At 58.9% G+C, this 18,503-nt stretch carries 18 protein-coding genes and 1 tRNA gene; 9 read left to right on the plus strand and 10 right to left on the minus strand.

From position 1 onward, the window contains the following. Positions 1 to 21: 21 nt before the first annotated feature. Positions 22 to 2,637 (minus strand): ATP-dependent chaperone ClpB, encoded by a 2,616-nt coding sequence (gene clpB / locus ACZ1G7_RS11320; RefSeq protein WP_472659507.1) that lies wholly within the window; start codon positions 2,635 to 2,637, stop codon positions 22 to 24. A gap of 243 nt (positions 2,638 to 2,880) precedes the next feature. Here clpB and ACZ1G7_RS11325 point away from each other — a divergent pair, with 243 nt between their 5' ends. The 3 genes from ACZ1G7_RS11325 (at position 2,881) to ACZ1G7_RS11335 (ending at position 4,745) form a co-directional block, all read left to right on the plus strand. Next, complete coding sequence (locus ACZ1G7_RS11325; protein WP_472659508.1) at positions 2,881 to 3,189, plus strand: hypothetical protein; 309 nt, start codon at positions 2,881 to 2,883, stop codon at positions 3,187 to 3,189. Between the two features lie 57 nt (positions 3,190 to 3,246). Further along, a complete protein-coding gene (gene pyrF, locus ACZ1G7_RS11330; protein ID WP_472659509.1) occupies positions 3,247 to 3,936 on the plus strand; it encodes an orotidine-5'-phosphate decarboxylase in 690 nt (229 codons plus the stop codon). A gap of 98 nt (positions 3,937 to 4,034) precedes the next feature. Further along, on the plus strand, positions 4,035 to 4,745 hold the full coding sequence (locus tag ACZ1G7_RS11335) for a hypothetical protein (RefSeq protein WP_472659510.1): 711 nt from the start codon (positions 4,035 to 4,037) through the stop codon (positions 4,743 to 4,745). An 85-nt stretch (positions 4,746 to 4,830) separates the two neighbouring features. Here ACZ1G7_RS11335 and ACZ1G7_RS11340 read toward each other — a convergent pair whose 3' ends face one another. Continuing rightward, positions 4,831 to 5,121, minus strand: coding sequence for a hypothetical protein (locus ACZ1G7_RS11340; RefSeq protein ID WP_472659511.1), 291 nt, complete (start codon positions 5,119 to 5,121; stop codon positions 4,831 to 4,833). Positions 5,122 to 5,411: 290 nt separating this feature from the next. Here ACZ1G7_RS11340 and ACZ1G7_RS11345 point away from each other — a divergent pair, with 290 nt between their 5' ends. Next, positions 5,412 to 6,560 carry a M24 family metallopeptidase gene (locus ACZ1G7_RS11345; protein WP_472659512.1) on the plus strand — a complete coding sequence of 383 codons (1,149 nt, stop codon included), beginning with the start codon at positions 5,412 to 5,414 and terminating at the stop codon, positions 6,558 to 6,560. Positions 6,561 to 6,646: 86 nt separating this feature from the next. Here the strand turns inward: ACZ1G7_RS11345 and ACZ1G7_RS11350 are convergent, their stop codons facing one another. The 3 genes from ACZ1G7_RS11350 to ACZ1G7_RS11360 all read right to left on the minus strand — a co-directional run bounded on the left by ACZ1G7_RS11350 (position 6,647) and on the right by ACZ1G7_RS11360 (position 8,414). Beyond that, positions 6,647 to 6,937, minus strand: coding sequence for a hypothetical protein (locus ACZ1G7_RS11350; RefSeq protein ID WP_472659513.1), 291 nt, complete (start codon positions 6,935 to 6,937; stop codon positions 6,647 to 6,649). 296 nt (positions 6,938 to 7,233) lie between these two features. Further along, positions 7,234 to 7,521 (minus strand): NfeD family protein, encoded by a 288-nt coding sequence (locus ACZ1G7_RS11355; RefSeq protein ID WP_472659514.1) that lies wholly within the window; start codon positions 7,519 to 7,521, stop codon positions 7,234 to 7,236. Continuing rightward, positions 7,521 to 8,414: an SPFH domain-containing protein gene (locus ACZ1G7_RS11360; protein WP_472659515.1), complete on the minus strand. Its 894-nt coding sequence runs from the start codon at positions 8,412 to 8,414 to the stop codon at positions 7,521 to 7,523. The genes ACZ1G7_RS11355 and ACZ1G7_RS11360 overlap by 1 nt, the downstream gene beginning before the upstream one ends. A gap of 138 nt (positions 8,415 to 8,552) precedes the next feature. On the opposite strand from ACZ1G7_RS11360, the gene ACZ1G7_RS11365 reads away from it, so the two are divergent. The 3 genes from ACZ1G7_RS11365 to ACZ1G7_RS11375 all read left to right on the plus strand — a co-directional run bounded on the left by ACZ1G7_RS11365 (position 8,553) and on the right by ACZ1G7_RS11375 (position 13,222). Further along, the gene (locus ACZ1G7_RS11365) at positions 8,553 to 9,404 is read left to right on the plus strand and encodes a ParB/RepB/Spo0J family partition protein (RefSeq protein ID WP_472659516.1); all 852 of its coding nucleotides are present in this window, start codon (positions 8,553 to 8,555) and stop codon (positions 9,402 to 9,404) included. A 618-nt stretch (positions 9,405 to 10,022) separates the two neighbouring features. After that, positions 10,023 to 11,456 (plus strand): hypothetical protein, encoded by a 1,434-nt coding sequence (locus ACZ1G7_RS11370; protein WP_472659517.1) that lies wholly within the window; start codon positions 10,023 to 10,025, stop codon positions 11,454 to 11,456. 512 nt (positions 11,457 to 11,968) lie between these two features. Continuing rightward, positions 11,969 to 13,222: a DNA polymerase IV gene (locus tag ACZ1G7_RS11375; RefSeq protein WP_472659518.1), complete on the plus strand. Its 1,254-nt coding sequence runs from the start codon at positions 11,969 to 11,971 to the stop codon at positions 13,220 to 13,222. A 28-nt stretch (positions 13,223 to 13,250) separates the two neighbouring features. On the opposite strand, the gene ACZ1G7_RS11380 is transcribed toward ACZ1G7_RS11375, so the two are convergent. Next, positions 13,251 to 14,204 carry a type IV pili methyl-accepting chemotaxis transducer N-terminal domain-containing protein gene (locus tag ACZ1G7_RS11380; RefSeq protein WP_472659519.1) on the minus strand — a complete coding sequence of 318 codons (954 nt, stop codon included), beginning with the start codon at positions 14,202 to 14,204 and terminating at the stop codon, positions 13,251 to 13,253. A 258-nt stretch (positions 14,205 to 14,462) separates the two neighbouring features. Then, on the minus strand, positions 14,463 to 15,323 hold the full coding sequence (locus ACZ1G7_RS11385) for an N-formylglutamate amidohydrolase (RefSeq protein ID WP_472659520.1): 861 nt from the start codon (positions 15,321 to 15,323) through the stop codon (positions 14,463 to 14,465). Between the two features lie 146 nt (positions 15,324 to 15,469). Between ACZ1G7_RS11385 and ACZ1G7_RS11390 the strand changes: the two genes are divergently transcribed. Beyond that, a tRNA-Val gene (locus tag ACZ1G7_RS11390) sits at positions 15,470 to 15,544 on the plus strand. Positions 15,545 to 15,630: 86 nt separating this feature from the next. Beyond that, positions 15,631 to 15,756 carry a type B 50S ribosomal protein L36 gene (gene ykgO, locus ACZ1G7_RS11395; RefSeq protein ID WP_348495204.1) on the plus strand — a complete coding sequence of 42 codons (126 nt, stop codon included), beginning with the start codon at positions 15,631 to 15,633 and terminating at the stop codon, positions 15,754 to 15,756. Positions 15,757 to 15,938: 182 nt separating this feature from the next. On the opposite strand, the gene ACZ1G7_RS11400 is transcribed toward ykgO, so the two are convergent. The 3 genes from ACZ1G7_RS11400 to ACZ1G7_RS11410 form a co-directional block, all read right to left on the minus strand. Further along, positions 15,939 to 16,229, minus strand: a complete 291-nt coding sequence (locus ACZ1G7_RS11400) for a hypothetical protein (RefSeq protein ID WP_472659521.1) — start codon at positions 16,227 to 16,229, stop codon at positions 15,939 to 15,941. A gap of 250 nt (positions 16,230 to 16,479) precedes the next feature. Next, on the minus strand, positions 16,480 to 17,628 hold the full coding sequence (locus ACZ1G7_RS11405) for a phenylacetate--CoA ligase family protein (RefSeq protein ID WP_472659522.1): 1,149 nt from the start codon (positions 17,626 to 17,628) through the stop codon (positions 16,480 to 16,482). Between the two features lie 41 nt (positions 17,629 to 17,669). After that, entirely contained in the window at positions 17,670 to 18,500 is an 831-nt protein-coding gene (locus tag ACZ1G7_RS11410; RefSeq protein WP_472659523.1) for an ABC transporter ATP-binding protein, read from the minus strand. Positions 18,501 to 18,503 lie beyond the last annotated feature (3 nt).

Genomic DNA, 18,503 nt, shown 5'->3' on the forward strand with positions numbered 1-18,503 from the left:
ACCGCGCGCGCAGGCGCAAGCTTAATGCACTGTTGCCTCATCCGGCTTGGGCCGGTTGGAGGCCGACAGCCGGTCGCCAACGATCAAACCGTCAACCCCGGCGCTCACGGAAATCACGTCTCCGTCCTTGACGTCGCCAGCCAGGATCATCTCAGCAAGTTGGTCCTGCAGCGCCCGCTGGATCACGCGCTTCAAGGGCCGCGCGCCGAAGACAGGGTCGTAGCCCTCATCAGCCAGCCATTTCTGCGCCGCATCGTCCAGGTCGACCGCAATCTTGCGGCTGGCCAAACGCTTCTCCAAAAGCCCCAGCTGAATGTCGACAATCCCCGCCATGTCCTCGCGGGCAAGCCGGTCAAAGATCACCGTCTCATCCAGCCGGTTCAGGAACTCGGGCCGGAAATGCGCCCGCACCGCGTCCATCACGTCGCGCTTGGCGTCTGAGCTATCGGCGTTCTCCGGCAGCTGGCTCAGCGCTTGCGCGCCAAGGTTCGACGTCAGGATGATCAGCGTCTGCTTGAAATCAACCGTCCGGCCCTGACCGTCGGTCAGCACCCCATCATCCAGAACCTGCAACAGCACGTTGAACACATCCGGGTGCGCCTTTTCGACCTCGTCAAACAGCACAACCTGATATGGCCTGCGCCGCACGGCTTCCGTCAAAACGCCGCCCTCATCATAGCCAACATAGCCGGGAGGGGCGCCGATAAGACGCGCAACCGCGTGTTTCTCCATGAATTCCGACATATCAATGCGCACCATCGCGCTGTCATCATCAAACAGAAACTCGGCCACGGCCTTGGTCAGTTCCGTCTTGCCCACGCCGGTTGGCCCGAGAAACAGGAAGCTTCCCAAAGGCCGTGTTTCCTCGTTCAGCCCGGCGCGTGCCCGGCGCACGGCGCGCGCAACGGCGGTCACAGCGGAGCGTTGCCCGATCACCCGGCGGCCCAGCTCGTCTTCCATGCGCAGCAGCTTGTCGCGTTCGCCTTCCAGCATCTTGGTCGTGGGGATGCCGGTCCAACGTTCAACCACCTGCGCGATTTGTTCAGGCCGCACGGCTTCCTCAACCACGACGTCGTTTTCCGACGCTTCGGCTTCGGCCAGCTTCTTTTCCAACTCTGGGATTACGCCGTAAGACAGCTCACCCGCCTTGGCGAGGTTGCCCTCACGCTTGGCGATATCCAGCTCCGCGCGCGCGCGGTCCAGCCGTTCCTTCAGCTCCCGCGCGCCTTCCAGCTTGTCGCGTTCCGCCTGCCATTGCGCCGTCATCTCGGAGGATCGCTGCTGATACTCCGACAATTCCTTGCGCAACGCGTCCAGCCGATCTTTGGAGGCCTCGTCGTCTTCTTTCTCAAGCGCCATGGCTTCGATCTGCAATTGCATGATCTGCCGGTCCAGCGCGTCCAGTTCCTCCGGCTTGCTGTCCACTTCCATGCGCAGACGCGATGCGGCCTCATCCATCAGGTCAATCGCCTTATCGGGCAAGAACCGATCGGTGATATAGCGGTGCGACAAGGTCGCCGCCGCCACCAAGGCGCTGTCGGAAATCCGCACGCCGTGGTGCAGCTCGTACTTTTCCTTGATGCCCCGCAGGATGGAGATCGTGTCTTCAACCGTCGGCTCCTCAGCCAAAACAGGCTGGAACCGCCGCGCCAAAGCCGCGTCTTTCTCAACATGTTTACGGTATTCATCCAGCGTGGTGGCGCCCACACAATGTAGCTCGCCCCGCGCAAGCGCAGGTTTCAGCAGGTTCGACGCATCCATCGCGCCTTCGCCTTTGCCCGCGCCGACAAGCGTGTGCATCTCGTCGATGAACAGAATGATCTCGCCGGCCGCGTCCGTGACCTCGTTCAGGATCGCTTTCAAACGCTCCTCAAACTCGCCGCGATACTTCGCGCCAGCAATCAAAGCGCCCATGTCCAGCGCCATCAGCTTTTTGTTGCGTAAGGATTCCGGCACGTCGCCATCCACGATCCGCAGCGCCAGCCCTTCCGCAATCGCGGTCTTACCAACGCCGGGCTCACCAATCAGCACCGGGTTGTTCTTGGTCCGACGCGACAGCACTTGCATCGTACGCCGAATTTCTTCGTCGCGCCCGATAATTGGGTCAATCTTGCCCTCCCGCGCGCGTTCCGTCAGGTCCATCGCGTATTTCTTCAACGCGTCATAGCTGTCCTCAGCCGACGCGCTATCCGCCGTCCGGCCCTTACGCACGTCGTTGATCGCCGCGTTCAGGCCTTGCGCCGTCACGCCGCCCGCGTCCAACGCGTCCTTGGCTTTCGACTTCACAACCGCCAAAGCGGTTAAGATGCGTTCAACCGGCACAAAGCTGTCGCCTGCCTTCTTGGCCAGCTTTTCGGCCTCGGCCAGCACTTTTCCGGTCTGGGTGTCGACATAGACTTGGCCCGTGTCGCCGGACACTTTCGGCGTCTTTTCAATCGCCAGATCCGCGCTTGCGGCCACGGCACGCGCGTCACCGCCTGTGGCGGCAATCAAGTTGGACGCCAACCCTTGGTCGTCATCCATCAGCGCTTTCAAGATGTGTTCGGGGGCAATGCGCTGATGGTCTTCGCGCATCGCAATCGTTTGAGCCGCCTGAATAAAACCGCGCGACCGTTCGGTGAACTTTTCCAAATTCATATCAATGTCCTCTCATGAAGCATTCGCCCGGTTGCGTGGCCCGCTATGCGGCACCTCGATTTGGCGAACCTTGCATCTGATATGGAAACTCATCGCTTAACTCGCAAGGGCATTCTGTTACAATTTTACAACGAATTCGCCCGACTCACACGGATTCACACCTGCGCGAGCCCCCTATTCTCGGCCGATCCGATCTCTATCTTCGTGGGGTAAGACCCTGCACCAGAATGTAAGGACAAGGCCATGAGCAGCTACAGAACAGAAGTCCAGAATATCCGCTACAACGCCGCCACCCGCAGCTTTGAGGCGCTGGTTGTCATGCATGAGGGCGCCGAAACCCTCAAATTCGCGATCTCCATCGAACTGCCAATCTCCAGCGACTTCACCTTCGTGTCCCATAAGCTGGTCGCGCTCGCCAAAAAGCGCCGCAAAGAAAACGCAGGCCAATTGGTGTCGCGCACCCCGCGCGGGCAAGCCCGTTTCGCTCATCTGGGCGATCTCGCGCGGCAATTGACCGACAGCTTGCGCATCTCAACCCACCGGGCGGCTTGACGCCAGACCGTTGCGCGCGCAATCAGGGCCAATCGCACCAGTGAAAGGCCCGCCCACATGTCTGATGACCGCCTGATTGTCGCCCTTGATGTCCCTAACGTGCTTGAGGGGCTGGAGCTGACCAAGCAGCTCGGCGATGCGGTCTCCTTCTATAAAATCGGGCTCGGCATGCTAACTGGCGGCGGGCTGGCTCTCGCCAATGAACTCAAAACCGAGCACGGCAAGCGCATCTTCCTCGACATGAAGCTCTTCGATATCGGCGCCACCGTCGAGGCCGCGGTGCGTGGCTTCACCCAGTTCGACATCGACTTCCTGACCGTCCATGGCGATCCACATGTGGTTCGCGCCGCTAAAGAAGGCGCGTCTGGCAGCAACATGAAGATCCTCGCTGTCACGATCCTGACTTCAATGGACCGCGCTGATCTGGATGCGGGCCTGATCAAAACCGGCGAGATGCAGGATTTGGTGTTAGAGCGCGCCGATACCGCCTTCGGGGCCGGGGCCGACGGCGTCATCGCCTCCCCGCGGGAAGCCAAGGCCATCCGCGCACTGCCCAGCGCGGCGGACCGGCTCATCGTCACACCCGGCGTGCGCCCGACCGGCGCCGCTTTGGGTGATCAAAAGCGCGTCGCAACCCCCGCCCAAGCCATCCAGAACGGGGCCGACCATATCGTCGTTGGCCGTCCCATCTGGCAGGCCAGCGCCCCGCGCCAAGCCGCACAAAGCGTGGTCGCGGAGCTGACATAGACGCGCGCGTCACTGCACAAACACGCAACGATCCCGGCGCCGGCGCTATCCTCCCTGCATTGAACCCAAGTTCTTAATGACATGCAGGAGGGTTTTTCATGCCCCAACACGACGCCCGCGTCTTCTCCTACCTCGCTACTCGCCGCGCAATCGGCCTTCTTGGCATCGCCCTGCCGGTGGTGCTGTTCGTCTATGGCCGCGTCGCAGATGACATGCAGCCCTCGATCTCTGACTTCTACCACACCGCGTTCGGCGACTATCTCGTGGGATCGCTCGTCGCCGCTGGTTTCTTTCTGATCTCCTACCAGGGCTACAAAAGACGCCCGGGCGAGCGGTTGTCCGACCGCGTCGTCGCAGCGCTCGCGGGGTTTGGCGCCATCGGCGTCGCGCTGTTTTCTACCGCGCCCGCGCCCCTGAAATCCTGCACCACAGGTGGCGCGCTCGGGCCCGGCTATATCGTCCAGGGTTTCACATTGCATTGGCAGGGGCTGGTCTGGCTGCATTTCGGCTCGGCGCTTTTGTTCTTCGCCTGCCTCGCGATCTTTTGCCTGCGCCTCTTCCCCAAAACCCCAAGCGGAAAGGTTGACTACAAAATGGCCGAACATCCCGTTTACCTGACCTGCGGCGTGATCATTTGCGGCGCCATCGCCGCCCTCATCCCGATCGCGTTTGTCTCCTGCGCGACGGCCGCAAAGCTCGATGCGCTGCACTACGTCTTCTGGGTCGAAACCGTCGCCGTCTTCGCCTTCGGCGTCTCATGGTTGATCAAAGGCAAAGCGCTCGCAGCGATAAAATCCCTGATCCCATAAAGAAACGGCCTCCCGGGGGGATACCGGGAGGCCGTCTTGGGACGCGGATCGTGAGGGAGGGCACGATCCGTATCTGAAGGGTCTCTTATTTCACGTGACGCTCAGCGGCGGAGTCGTTGCCCAGTGCGAAGAAAGCTTGGACTTCTTTGACGTCTACTGAGCGGGCGCGGTCGAAGTTCACTGTTGTTTCAGCTGGGCTGTCGTTGACCAGGGCCAGCGCTTCAGCGGCGCCGATTGGGTTGCCGACAGATGTTTCCGACACGATGCGCTCAGCGGCGGGGTCGTTGCCCAGAGCGAAGAACTCTTGCGCAGTTTCGGCGGCAGCAGGAGCGGCCAGCGAGAGGGATACGAGGGCGGTTGCGATGATGGTTTTCATTGTGTTTCTCCAGTGTGTGTTGGCCTCTTGGGCCGTTATGTGTATCGGCGTGTTGCCGTTTGATGAGATGAATATGCGCCTTGTGCGGGCTCATCTCAATACACCAAACCATCCAAATTGGCATATTTAGGTGCGTATACGCACATAAAGATCCCCCTCCCGCGCAACCCCTCACGCCCGCGTGAAAAGCCGATCACAACGCGTGAGATTGGTGAAATGTCGCAAAGAGACTCGCTGAAATTGCGACTCACCCCTACCCTGTTCTCAGGACAGAGAAACGGGGATCACATATGCCAATTCACTTCAGCGACGCGGAATTTGCCGCGCGGCGCGCCAAAGCTTGCGCGGCCCTAAACGCGCGCGGCCTGGATGCCTTGCTTATGTTCGCGCCCGAAAGCCAATATTGGATCAGCGGCTACGACACGTTCGGCTTCGCCATGTTTCAATGCATGGTGCTCACGCGGGACGGGCAGCTCGCGCTGCTGACGCGGATGCCGGATCTGCGTCAAGCGCAGTACACCTCTATACTTGCCGACACCGAGATCCATATTTGGCACGAGCGCGAAGGATCCCGCCCCGCCGATGACCTGCAAGCCCTGCTGACCACGCTTGGCGTCGGCAAAGGGAAAATCGGCATTGAAGGCCAAACCGCCGGGCTCACCGACTATAATGGCCGCATGGTTCGCGAGACGCTCGGTGATCTGAGCGAAGCCTCCGATCTGATCCGCGCCCTGCGCCGCCTCAAATCCCCTGCCGAGATCGATATGCACCGCCGCGCCGCCGCCTTATCCGATGACGCGTTTGATGCGGCTCTTTCGACAACCAAAGCCGGCGCGTTCGAAGGCGATATTCTGGCAGCGATGCAAGGTGCAGTGTTCAAAGGTGGTGGCGATTATGCCGGCAATGAATTTGTCATCGGCTCGGGGGAGGCCGCGCTCCTATGTCGGTATTTCTCCGGGCGCAGACATTTGGACCCGTCCGATCAGCTCACGATCGAATGGTCCGGCGCATATGCGCGCTATCACGCCGCGATGATGCAAACCCTGATCGTTGGGGCCGCCTCCCAGACCCACAGACATTTCCATCAAACCGCGCGCAACGCGCTTGAGGCCTGCGAAGCTGCGATCAAACCCGGCAAACCGATGGGTGATGTTTATGATGCGCATGCAAAAATCTTCGATAGTGCCGGTTTGTCCCATGCGCGCTTGCAGGCCTGCGGCTATGGAATGGGCGCGATCTACAACCCGATTTGGGTCGACTTCCCGATGTTTTATGAAGGCAATCCGTTGATCATGCAGCAAGGGCAGGTGTTTTTCCTGCATATGATCTTGATGGATAGCGACGCGGGCGCAGCCATGTGCCTGGGTCATTCCGTTCTTGTAACGGAAGACGGCTGCGAACGCCTGTCCCGGCACGCGCCTGATCTCTATGAGCTATAAAAAAACGGCCTCCCGGGGGGATACCGGGAGGCCGTCTTGGGGACGCGGATCTTGAGGGAGGGTCCGATCCGTATCTGAGGGGTCGCTTACTTCACGTGACGCTCAGCGGCGGAGTCGTTGCCCAGTGCGAAGAAGGCTTGGACTTCTTTGACGTCAACCGAACGGGCACGGTCGAAGTTCACTGTGGTTTCAGCCGGGCTGTCGTTAACCAAAGCCAGGGCTTCAGCGGCGCCAACAGGGTTGCCGACAGATGTTTCCGACACGATGCGCTCAGCGGCGCTATCGTTGCCCAGAGCGAAGAACTCTTGCGCTGTTTCAGCGGCAGCAGGAGCGGCGAGGGACAGGGATACGAGGGCGGTTGCGATGATGGTTTTCATTGTGTTTCTCCAGTGTGTGTTGCCCCTGTTATGTGATGCTCGGGGCGGTGTGTGTTTCGGCGTGTTGTCGTTTGATGAGATGAATATGCGCCTCGGATCGGTAACTCTCAATACACGGAAGCGCGAGAAATTGCGAATATTGGTGCGTTCATGCACATATTGGTTCCCCTGCCGCGCAGCCCCTCACGGCCGCGTGAGACACCGATCACAACCTGTGAAAAACGTGAAATAAGTGATCCAATATGGAAAAAGGCGCGGGTTTAACCCGCGCCTTTCAGGAATCGATTTGGTCGCATTCAATCGTCGTTGATGTCTGTGTCCCAGACTTTGACCTGCCCGCCGCGCGCCCCGAAGATGCGGCGCATGGCGATCCATGATAGCAGCGACACCACGGCGAACACCACCAGCGTGATCGGCAAGGACCCGGCCAGATAGGCGCCCAGCCCGCCCTCTATATATAGGATCGCGCCCACAACCCCGGCGCCGATGGCGAAGCCCAGCAAGATGAAGCCCGGCGCCAGGATTTCCAGAATGCCCAGCACCAAGGCTGCCGCAACCCAGACCCAATAGTCAGACCACATCATCACGACCGTCCTTTCAGCAGCCCAAACGCGTCGCCAAAGGCGTCCAGCGCTGCGGATGGCAGCAGGACCGTCTGCTTGCCCGCGCCCGCGCCCACGGCGGTCAGTGCCTCAACCTGCTTCAAGGCCACTTGGTATTGCGCGGCCTCCAGCCCGTTATCGGCAATCGCCTGGGCCACGACGCCCGTCGCGTAGGCTTCCGCATCCGCCTGCACGCGCCGCGCCTTGGCGGTCTGCTCGGCGGCGTACAACTCCGCATCCGCGTTCAGCTCCACGGCGCGCTTCGACCCTTCGGCCTCGGTCACCGCCGCCCGCCGCGCGCGTTCTGCGTTCAGCTGCTGCAGCATCGCCGCCCGGGTCGCCTCGTCCAGGTTCACGTCCAAAATCTCCGCCCGGGTCACTTCGATGCCCCAGTCGTCCACCACCTTCTCCAGCGAACCCTGGATGCGCACAATCAGCTGCGCGCGGTTCGACTGCACCTCGTCCAGCTCCAGCGTCCCGATCTCGGAGCGCACGATCCCCGCCACCGTGGTCGCAATCGCTGCGTCAATGTCGCGGATCCGGTACACCGTCTTCTCCGGCTCAATGATGCGGTAGAACACGCTGGTCTCGACCTGCACCAAAACGTTGTCGCTGGTAATCGCGTCCTGGCTGTTGGTCGGCAGCTGCCGCTCCAAAATGGAGATCTTATGCGCCACCCGGTCGAAAAACGGCACGATCAGGTTGATCCCCGGCCCCAGCACCGACCGCAGCTTGCCAAACCGCTCCACCACGTATTTCTCCGATTGCGGCACGATGCGCACGCCCAGAAAAATCGCCGTAATAATCAGCGCGGCCAGAAGCAGGAACACGATGTTGTTCCCCACAAAGCTCAGCAAAAAATCTTCAATATCCATGCAATATCCCTTTCTGTTACGCTACATATGGGGGCTTTTGCCCAAATTTGAAGGTAAATGAGCTGGAAACAGACCGTTCGCGGCGCTCATGCGGCATTAACCACACGGCCCTACCCCTCCCCGAAAGAGGAGGCTCCAATGACCGAAATCCACGCAATTCCCGTCACTCAAATCCAGCGCGACGCGCTGCCCCGTGACCGGGAGGCCCGCACGCCCGAGGACGACCAGCAGCTCCTGCGCTCCATCATGCGCGACGGGCTGCGCCAGCCGATAGAGCTTTGGGCCTTCAAGACCCCGCGCAATGATCATCGCTACGGGTTGATCTCCGGCCACCGCAGGCTCGCCGCCGTCACAGAAATCGCTGAGATGACCGGCCAGCCCGGCACCATCAACGCCTTCATCCGCGCCCCCGAAACCATCCCCCAGGCCATGGCGGAGATGATCGCGGAGAACGAAATCCGCGCCCAGATCACGCCCTGGGACCGGGCCCGCACCATCATCGACGCCATCGCGGAGGGGATTTTCGACACGCCCGACGCCGCCATCGCCGCCCTGCACCCCACCGGCTCCACCCAGAAAAACAGCCGCCTGCGCACGCTCTGCGCCGTGGTGGAGACCTTCCGCCATATCCTGCGGGAACCGCACGGCCTGTCAGAACGCAAACTCCTGCGCCTCGCCGCTTTGGAGCGCGCCGATCTGCTGGAACTGGCTTTTGAGGCGATCCGCCGCCACAAGCCCAAAACCACGGAGGCCACCTACCAGCTGATGATGCCCATCATCGATGAGGCGGAGCAGCTCTTGGCCGGTAACCCCCGCCTCCGCCGTCCCCGCACGCCGACCCGCAGCCGCGCGCTCGCCAAAAACCTGCACATTCGCCGCGAATACCGCCCCGACGGCTGGGCCCTCCTCATGACCGGCCCCAGCGCCACCGGCGTCATGGTCAAGGAGGTCATGGATGAGATTATCTGGAAACTCTCAGCGCCCGACTAACGCCCCCGACCATCCGTAGGCCGGGCACCCCGTGCCCACCGCATACCAAAACGCCCCACCCAAGCCGAGCCAACACCTGACCGAGGGCGGGTGTCGCGACACATTTTCTACAGCACTTTATGGCAGCCAAGCACATCCCCCAGAATTTATGAGTGGAGCAGCAACCAAAACACCTGCCCGTGGGGCGGTCAGGTGTTGGCCCGGCGCCTTCGGCTTGAGTCCGGGCCAAATTCAATCTGAGCTAAGCGGGGTGCACACATATAAGGGCTTGTACGCCTTCGTGCCGATGTTCGCGACTGGCAGTATGTTCTCTTTATGACCAGTGCTAGCCCCAAGCGGACGTTAGTTTTCAACACGTCGGCGAAGCAGTCATTCGGCGCAGGTGCGTCAGGTACTCACGAAAGTTGTGCAAGCGGACTTTCAAACGATCTTTAGAAAGGCCAAGCTGCATCGTAAGTAAATCACGTCACTGACCAACTCGGATTGCGCCTACAGGTCGTCTTCACCAATTTGCGCGATACTTCACTTCTCTAAGCCTTTGGAACACAATAATTAATGCTTAACAGCTTTCTCACTGAAATAACGCTTCTAGCGGGTCTTGGGGTGCTACTAGATAGTGTGTTTATCACCGAAAAGGAGCGGGAGAAGATCGCTGCTTACCTCGAAAGTGGCACCGACGACCTTACTCTGTCGCAAAGATTCTCAAATTTCTTGGAGAGGGCGCATTCCGTGATTTTCGGGAGGTTCTTCTCGGCTCGACTTTTCTCGCGCGAATTCTTATTTTCTGCTGCCGCTATTTCCGTCTGCTCGTTTTGCCTCGTCCTCGGCACTCAGTTGTATCTGTTTCCAGAGCAGTTCTCGCAATTACGATACGACACCAAACAGCTAATGCTCTTTCTTGTTTTCATCCTTTTCAATATCTCCTTCGACTACGCTACGATCATCCAGACGAAAATCTTCATTGAAACCGCCCTGAAGGTGAACAGCATCTTCCGAGCGCTTGTTCTGATAGTCTCCGACCTGATCGTGACAATGAACACTTTCATCCTCAGCTACGCGCTCTTTGTGCTCATCGTTGTGCAGGCATTCGTAGCATCCCCCGAACCCGCCAGCCTCATTGCCACAGACAGCGCGCCTGACGCAGAGGTCGAGCCTCGGACTGATCGGCGGATTTTCGATGGTCTCGAGGAGCGGGAGTTCGCAGAACGGCTTGTCTTCTCGGGCGACCTGACTGCGGCTCTACTTTCGCGGGATGATGAGCAACAGGTGGACGACATCCTCTTACCGTATCTGTCGACATTCGATCCGCGAATGGCGGAAACGAAGGTGTATGTGTTCACCAGCTTGGCCCTCCTGAACATCAGCGACATCGACGCTTCGGTGATAGAGGACGAAGCGGAACGCGGGGCGTATTTCGCCGCCCTCGACGAGTTGAAGTCCGACCTCCGAAGGCAATTGGACGGGGAACCTGACGACGAGACAGGACTGGTAAGGCTGAACTTCTCCATCGACGCCTCCGTATTCGGAGGAGGCTCGCTGTCCGGCGCTTACACAGCGGCGTTTTTCCTGACAGACCAGCTTGAAGATGGCTTCCCTGCCTCAGTGGCCAGTCCTATAGAATTGCCCCAACTTTCGACGTTGATAAAAAACACGGTTGCCGCGCCGACCTCGCTGCACGCAACGGTCCTCTGCTTCAAGGACGGACTGCCGACAGCGCGCTTCAAATTGACCCCTGCCACAGTGGAGTCTCTGGGAAAATGCAGCGACTTTATGGTCGTTGATTTTTTCTGGGCCAACCGGGTCGACGGGGACTTCGCGCTTGTCGGCAGGGACACCGATGGCTACCGGGTGCCGTTCAATACCTTGCTGATCACCAGCATACTTCCGACAGCATTCTTCTATCTGGCCATCATCCTTCTAGCCATCGTCACGGTGTGCTTCTCAAAGGTTGTGCGAGGAACGAACCGCATCAAGAAGTTCTTTCTCCGCGCCCCCTTTGCGATCTCCGGTGCGCTGCTGGGGGCGGCTATGTCTCTGGTTGGCCTGATCTAGTTTTCGAACTATGCAGAAGCCTGGTCAGGCATGCATCTTATTCGGCAACATCTGGACCGCGTTTTCCGCTGCTTCAACCATGGCGCTGTTGTTGAAGTGGACGTGGGCGCTATACGCCCGACCTCGGTTCGCACAAAGCCCTGTCTATTATATGAATGGCCGCTTCGGGATGATGCACGAACGCGACATTCGCACCTTGGTGCATATCTCATAAAAAACGCACCGATCCTGCCCTGCCTGATAAATCAATGCAAAACTGTCACGCAAATATCAGGTGCTAATCAAACGCCGGTTTTCAAAAACAGCACCCGTAGGGTGGGCAATACTTGCCCACCACCCCAACCCAAAAAACAAACCTTAACAACTCCCTAAAAAATTCTAAAAACCATATAAAATCAGTATGATACAGGATTCCCCGCATGCGGGGGAGGGTGTATCCGGGGCCCCAGGCCCTCGAAAACCGGTCAAATCCACCGCTATCGCCCCCTGTCAGGCCATGTTAAAATCGCCCCATGCCCGCCCTCTGCCGTGCCTGCCTGTCTGAGATTCCTGAAAGCCCGCGCTGCCCTGCCTGCGGCTCTCCAAGGGTTCTGTCTCACCCCGAGCTCGCAACCCTCTCCATCGCCCACATGGATTGCGACGCCTTCTACGCCTCCGTCGAGAAGCGCGACAACCCAGACCTGCGCGACAAGCCCGTCATCATCGGCGGCGGCCGCCGCGGCGTCGTCTCCACAGCCTGCTACATCGCCCGCATCAAAGGCGTCCGCTCCGCCATGCCGATGTTTCAGGCCCTCAAGCTCTGCCCCGAAGCCGTCGTCGTCCGCGGCCGGATGAACGAATATGTCGCCGTCTCCAAACAAATCCGCACGATGATGGAAGAACTCACCCCCGACATCGAACCCCTGTCTCTGGACGAAGCCTTCCTCGACCTCACCGGCACCCAGCGCCTGCACGGCCACCCGCCCGCCGTGATGCTGGCCAGGCTGGTCAAACGCATGGAGGCCGAGCTTGGCATCTCCGGCTCTATCGGGCTCAGCCACAACAAGTTCCTCGCCAAGGTCGCCTCCGACCTCGACAAGCCGCGCGGGTTCTCCATCATCGGCAAGGCCGAAACGGATGACTTCCTGCGTGACAAACCTGTCTCCCTGATCTGGGGCGTTGGTGCTGTCTCCCGCGAGGGGCTCGAAAAAGCCGGCATCCGCACCTTCGCCGACCTGCTGCGCTGGGACCGCAAGGAGCTTGGCGCGCGCTTCGGTTCCATGGGCGACCGGCTCTGGCATCTTGCGCGCGGTCAGGACAAGCGCCGCGTCAGCGCGCATGCGCCGGTGAAGGGCATCTCAAACGAGACAACGTTTCACGATGACACCGCCAGCCTGGCTATTCTCGACGGCCATATCTGGCGTATGTCCGAGAAGGTGTCAGACCGCGCGAAGGCAAAAGGCATTGCCGGGCGGGTGGTGACGCTCAAACTGAAAACTGCTGATTTCAAATTGATCACGCGGCGGCTGTCGCTCAGGGATGCGACGCAAATGGCAGACAAGGTCTACCGCACCGCGCGAGACCTGTTTGACCAACTGGGCGATCAGGGCCCTTACCGGTTGCTTGGTGTGGGTCTCTCGGACCTCATCCCGGAGGGTGAGGCCGACAGGTCTGGTGATCTGCTCGACCCGGAGGCCGGAAAACGCGCCGAGGCCGAGCGCGCCACAGACAAGATCAAGGAACGCTTCGGCGCCGACGCCATCGTCAAAGGCCGCGCACTGCGATAGAGTACACGCAGCACGCGGTCATCTGCGATCAGGTGTGATGCTTTTCGGCAAATTCTTTGTAGTCATGGATCAAGTGCTCAAGCTCGTCGAGCTCCACATTGAAGTCATGGAATATCTCGTATTTCTGATCCATGTTCAGCTCTTCGCCCTCGACCAATTTCTCCAGGTTACCCTTGATGACCCACCAACGGTCCAAAATGCGGTCAAGATCGTCGCGGATCACCTGCGTTGGGGCTGCTTCGATGCCAGCGGCGGGCAGACCGTCGCGCAGCGCCACCAATGAATTCTCGTAGATAAGCATGGTCTTCGTCAGATCGGCGCGACCCTCTTCCGAATGGTAGGCGGTCCAGATTTCGCATGCGTCTTTTGCCATCTTCTGGGTTAGCATGCGTTGACGGCCTGCAATGCTGATCAGCATCGCATGGGCTTGAGTGATCTCAAACGGATGTGTGTATTGGCCCGAAATGTCGGTGGCGAGCACCTGCGCTTTTTCCAACAGGCTGAGGTTATGGTCGTCAATGACATGCGCGCTATCGACGTCGTGACCGTCCTTCAGAACGGCTTCCACCGCGCCGTGGGTCTCTTTCCATTCCTCTTCAAGCAAGTCGATGTCATGCAGCGTCCGTCTGCGCTTCTCCGGGCCAAAGATGTGTAGCTTGTCATTGCCAACACGAAGTGCCTCCAGAATGATGTCGATCTCATGCATGGCCTCTTCCAAGTGGAAATGGCTTTCTTCCACCGCGACATCGGAGGTCAGGCTACAAGACGCGGCGGCAACACGCTGCGTTAGCATGGATAGGCGTTCGGAATAGCGAATGCGGTCAGCGCTGTCCGATTCAATGCCCTGTACCAGCACATCAGAGTCGTGGATCGCGGCAAGGCGTTCCAGCGCTTCCTTTCGGTCTCCCAGTGCGTCGCTTGTCGATGCGACCGAGAGCATCCCGGCCAAAAGTGTTGTTCCCAATAGAGTAAACGTTTGCATTTTTGTCTCACAATTTAGTGGCAGCAGTGGTGTTGTTTGCGGCAACTCTATAGTTTGAATTTGGGAAAATTTGCGTCACTGATGTGATCTGAATGTGAAAGTTAAAACTTACAGTCAATCTGTCGCAAAAATTAGACGCCGTGAAAGTAACAGCGATTTTCGGCGTCGAAATTTACGGCATTTGCCCGTAATTTGTTCATTTTACGAACCACAATTGTTGGCTCTGAAATGTCCGCAGGCCTGTCGGTGCGGTCGCGTCTACTCTGCAGCGACTCGCAAATCCTTGCGGCCTATCTCGGCAATTTCTCCCAAGATCTGCGTCATCAACGTCCGGAAATTATCAAAATTTCCGTTGGGGCGGACCCTGAGCTCATTCATGTAGAGCGAACGGTCGATCTCCACTTGAATGGCGTGCTGCCGACGCGACGGGGATCCGTAGTGCTGCGTGGTAAAGGCACCGGCGAAAGGCGCATTGCGGCTGACACGAAGACCCGCGTTCAGGAAGATGCTCTCGATCCGATCAACAATTTCGCCGTCCGCTGAGGCGCCGAACCGGTCGCCCAAGACAACCTCAGGTCGCGGCATGCCGTTTTGCGTCACCGCATCAACCGCCTCATGTGGCATCGAATGGCAATCAACCAAAATAGCTTCGCCAAAGTCGCGTCTGGCGTTGCCGACCAGTGCCGCCAACTGATCATGATAGGGACGCCAATAGCCGCTGATCCGCTCATGCGCCTCCGCAAGCTTCAGCTTGCCGCGATAAATCGCGCGGCCATTGGAAACCACACGCGGGATCACCCCAAGGCCGCTTGCAATGCGCGGATTATGTGCGATCTGGCGCACGCCATCGATCACCGCAGGGTCCAATTCGTCGGCCGCGCGGTTCAAATCCAGAAATGCGCGCGGCATGTTGGCGCAAATCAACGGCGCCCCAAAATCGACCACCGACGCAACCAGCAAATCCATGAACGCATCTTCCGAAGACCGGATCGCCAGCTCGTCGAGCACTGTTTTGCGCATGAAAGACCACGGGTAGTGCCGCCCGCTATGGGGGCTGGCAAAGACCACGGACGTGGTCTGCACGTCGGGCAATCGCAATTTATAGGCGTCGGTGTTCATGCAGCTCCTCTACACAAGAGTATAGGCCTTTTTATGGCGGCTTCAAAAGCCCTTGAACCATATTCCGACTCCTTCTATAGAGCGCGGACCCCTGTGCTTTTGCGCAGACCACTGGCTGTGGACTTGCAAGGAAAATAGGGTTAGATGGGCGCTTAGCTCAGTGGTAGAGCACTTCGTTGACATCGAAGGGGTCACTAGTTCGAACCTAGTAGTGCCCACCATCGAAATTCCGCCCCATTGCCCAAACCGGGCGGGGCAAACTGAAACCAGACGGCGCAAGCGCGCTGGACGACAATTGGAGACTGACATGAAGGTCAAGAACTCGCTTCGCTCCCTGAAGTCGCGCCACCGGGATTGCCGGATTGTGCGCCGCAAGGGCCGTGTTTACGTGATCAACAAAACACAGCGCCGGTTCAAAGCTCGCCAAGGTTAAGCCGAAACCAGGGTTGAGACGAACCAAAGACTAGAAAAAGCCGCTCCAAACTGGGGCGGCTTTTTTCGTTGTCGCCATTAAAAAAGCGCGCCTCGCATCACCAAGGCGCGCCCCGCCCGATCCGAAGATCGGGCCACTGAAGATGGATCAACCTGAGGGTTAGGTCCATCTGGTTGTTCAGTTTATTTCACGTGGCGCTCAGCGGCTGAGTCGTTGCCCAGTGCGAAGAACGCTTGGACTTCTTTGACGTCTACTGAGCGGGCGCGGTCGAAGTTTACTGTGTTCTCAGCAGGGCTGTCGTTCACCAGAGCCAGGGCTTCAGCGGCGCCGATTGGGTTGCCGACAGATGTTTCCGAGACGATGCGCTCAGCGGCTGAGTCGTTGCCCAGAGCGAAGAACTCTTGCGCAGTTTCAGCGGCAGCAGGAGCGGCCAGGGACAGGGATACGAGGGCGGTTGCGATGATGGTTTTCATTGTGTTTCTCCAGTGTGTGTTGGCCTCTTGGGCCGTTATGTGTATCGGCGTGTTGCCGTTTGATGAGATGAATATGCGCCTTGTGTGGGCCCATCTCAATACACCAAAACATCTAAAATAGCATATTTAAGTGCGTATTCGCACATACAGTTCCCCCGACCGCGCAACCCCTCACGCCCGCGTGAGAAGCCGATCACAACGCGTGAGAATGGTGAAATATTGAGAAAATTCGACCAAATTTGATCGCGACTTAGTCGTAGCTGCGCGAATCCTCGATCAGCACACCGTCTTTGGGCAAACTGCCTGCAGCGACAATTTCAATCGTGCCGCGGAGCTTTAAGAGCTCTTGAACCGACACTGAATAGTCACCGCCCGATGGCGCCTCGATACGGACGATCATACCGTCAGCATCGCCTTCGCGCGTTGCAATCACCCGAGCACGCCCAATCTCGGGATGCCGGTTTACAAGCGCCGCTACCTGTTCGGGACGCACGAACAAACCTTTGATCTTGGTGGTCTGGTCGGCACGCCCCATCCAGCCTTTGATGCGCTTGCCCGTCCGCCCGCAAGGTGACATCCCCGACATGAAAGCGCTCATATCGCCAGTCCCAAACCGTATAAGCGGATAGTCGGGATTGAGCGACGTCACGACGACCTCACCGACCTCACCCTCAGCGACAGGATCACCTGTGCCCGGCGTCACGATTTCGACGATCACACCCTCATCGAGGATCATCCCCTCCATTGCGGCGCTCTCATAGGCGATATGGCCCAAATCGGCGGTCGCGTAGCATTGTAGGCAGGTGATGCCGCGGTCTGCATAGGCCTGCCGCAATTGCGGGAACAAAGCGCCGCCAGATACAGCGGCTTTTGAGAATCTCAGGGGGACGCCCATCTCTTCGGCTTTGTCCAAAATGACCTTCAAATAATCCGGCGTCCCGGCATAGGCCGTACAGCCGATGTCACTGGCCGCGCGCACTTGCAGTTCGGTCTGACCGGTCCCCGCCGGAAGCACTTTCGCGCCAACAGCCCGGGCTCCGTTTTCAAACATCATTCCTGCGGGCGTCAGGTGGTACCCAAAGCAATTCTGCACGATGTCGTCACGCCCGATACCAGCCGCATGCAGGAAACGTCCAAAACGCCACCAGTCATGGGTCACGCCGCCGGGCTCATAAATTGGCCCCGGGGATTGGAACACATGCGCGACATCACCGACATAAAGGCCCCCAAACGGCGCGTCCGCTTTCTGCTTCTCGCTCAGCTCCGCCTTTCGAAAAACCGGTAAGGAGGCCAGTTCAGAAAGCGACGTAATGCTAACGCCTTGGGATCGCAGCCTGGACAGATGATCCGCTTCGCGGGCATCGGCCGAGCGTGTCTCTAATTCATCGAAATAGCGCATCCCACACCCGCTTCGTTCTGTTAAAAATACTCAAATCCCGGTCAGCTCAACCAGCGCTTCCGTCTACGATAAGAGCGCACGTCGCGGAACGATTTGCGCCCCTCCTCACTGACCCCAAGGTAGAATTCTTTGACATCCGGGTTCTCGCGCAGCTCGTGCGCGGGGCCGTCCATCACAACCCGTCCCGACTCAAGAATGTAGCCGTAATGCGCGAAGCGCAGTGCGACATTTGTGTTCTGCTCTGCGAGCAGAAAGGACACGCCCTCTTGCTCGTTCAGCGATTTCACAATCCCGAAAATCTCTTCGACCAGCTGCGGCGCCAGCCCCATTGACGGTTCGTCCAGCAAGATCGTTTCGGGCCGGCTCATCAGCGCGCGGCCAATGGCGCACATCTGTTGCTCCCCGCCGGAGGTATAGCCCGCCTGGCTGGTACGCCGTTCTTTCAGTCGGGGGAAATAGGTATAAACCTTCTCCAAATCGGCCGCGATCGCGCCACGCCCATCACCGCGCGTATAGGCGCCTGTCATCAGGTTCTCTTCAACGGTCAGATGCTCAAAGCAGTGTCGCCCTTCCATAACCTGGATGACGCCGCGCTTCACCATGTCCGCCGGGTCCAGTCCCGCGACACTGTCCCCACGATAGGCGATAGAGCCCTTGGTGACCTCACCGCGCTCAGAATGCAGCAGGTTCGACACAGCCTTCAGCGTCGTGGTCTTTCCCGCGCCATTCCCGCCAAGCAGCGCCGTGATCCCGCCTTCTGCCACTTTCAGCGAGACGCCCTTCAGCACCAGAATGACGTGATTGTAGATCACCTCAATATTGTTGACCTCCAAGAGGGTCTTGGTCTCGCTCTCACCAGAACCATCCAGCATGTC

The organism is Litoreibacter sp. JB4-2 (genome assembly GCF_055693445.1).

Bases quoted from the DNA above. Each gene is read 5' to 3' on its own strand.
- clpB (WP_472659507.1), bottom strand. From the start codon at position 2,637: ATGAATTTGGAAAAGTTCACCGAACGGTCGCGCGGTTTTATTCAGGCG.
- ACZ1G7_RS11325 (WP_472659508.1), top strand. From the start codon at position 2,881: ATGAGCAGCTACAGAACAGAAGTCCAGAATATCCGCTACAACGCCGCC.
- pyrF (WP_472659509.1), top strand. From the start codon at position 3,247: ATGTCTGATGACCGCCTGATTGTCGCCCTTGATGTCCCTAACGTGCTT.
- ACZ1G7_RS11335 (WP_472659510.1), top strand. From the start codon at position 4,035: ATGCCCCAACACGACGCCCGCGTCTTCTCCTACCTCGCTACTCGCCGC.
- ACZ1G7_RS11340 (WP_472659511.1), bottom strand. From the start codon at position 5,121: ATGAAAACCATCATCGCAACCGCCCTCGTATCCCTCTCGCTGGCCGCT.
- ACZ1G7_RS11345 (WP_472659512.1), top strand. From the start codon at position 5,412: ATGCCAATTCACTTCAGCGACGCGGAATTTGCCGCGCGGCGCGCCAAA.
- ACZ1G7_RS11350 (WP_472659513.1), bottom strand. From the start codon at position 6,937: ATGAAAACCATCATCGCAACCGCCCTCGTATCCCTGTCCCTCGCCGCT.
- ACZ1G7_RS11355 (WP_472659514.1), bottom strand. From the start codon at position 7,521: ATGATGTGGTCTGACTATTGGGTCTGGGTTGCGGCAGCCTTGGTGCTG.
- ACZ1G7_RS11360 (WP_472659515.1), bottom strand. From the start codon at position 8,414: ATGGATATTGAAGATTTTTTGCTGAGCTTTGTGGGGAACAACATCGTG.
- ACZ1G7_RS11365 (WP_472659516.1), top strand. From the start codon at position 8,553: ATGACCGAAATCCACGCAATTCCCGTCACTCAAATCCAGCGCGACGCG.
- ACZ1G7_RS11375 (WP_472659518.1), top strand. From the start codon at position 11,969: ATGCCCGCCCTCTGCCGTGCCTGCCTGTCTGAGATTCCTGAAAGCCCG.
- ACZ1G7_RS11380 (WP_472659519.1), bottom strand. From the start codon at position 14,204: ATGCAAACGTTTACTCTATTGGGAACAACACTTTTGGCCGGGATGCTC.
- ACZ1G7_RS11385 (WP_472659520.1), bottom strand. From the start codon at position 15,323: ATGAACACCGACGCCTATAAATTGCGATTGCCCGACGTGCAGACCACG.
- ykgO (WP_348495204.1), top strand. From the start codon at position 15,631: ATGAAGGTCAAGAACTCGCTTCGCTCCCTGAAGTCGCGCCACCGGGAT.
- ACZ1G7_RS11400 (WP_472659521.1), bottom strand. From the start codon at position 16,229: ATGAAAACCATCATCGCAACCGCCCTCGTATCCCTGTCCCTGGCCGCT.
- ACZ1G7_RS11405 (WP_472659522.1), bottom strand. From the start codon at position 17,628: ATGCGCTATTTCGATGAATTAGAGACACGCTCGGCCGATGCCCGCGAA.
- ACZ1G7_RS11410 (WP_472659523.1), bottom strand. From the start codon at position 18,500: ATGCTGGATGGTTCTGGTGAGAGCGAGACCAAGACCCTCTTGGAGGTC.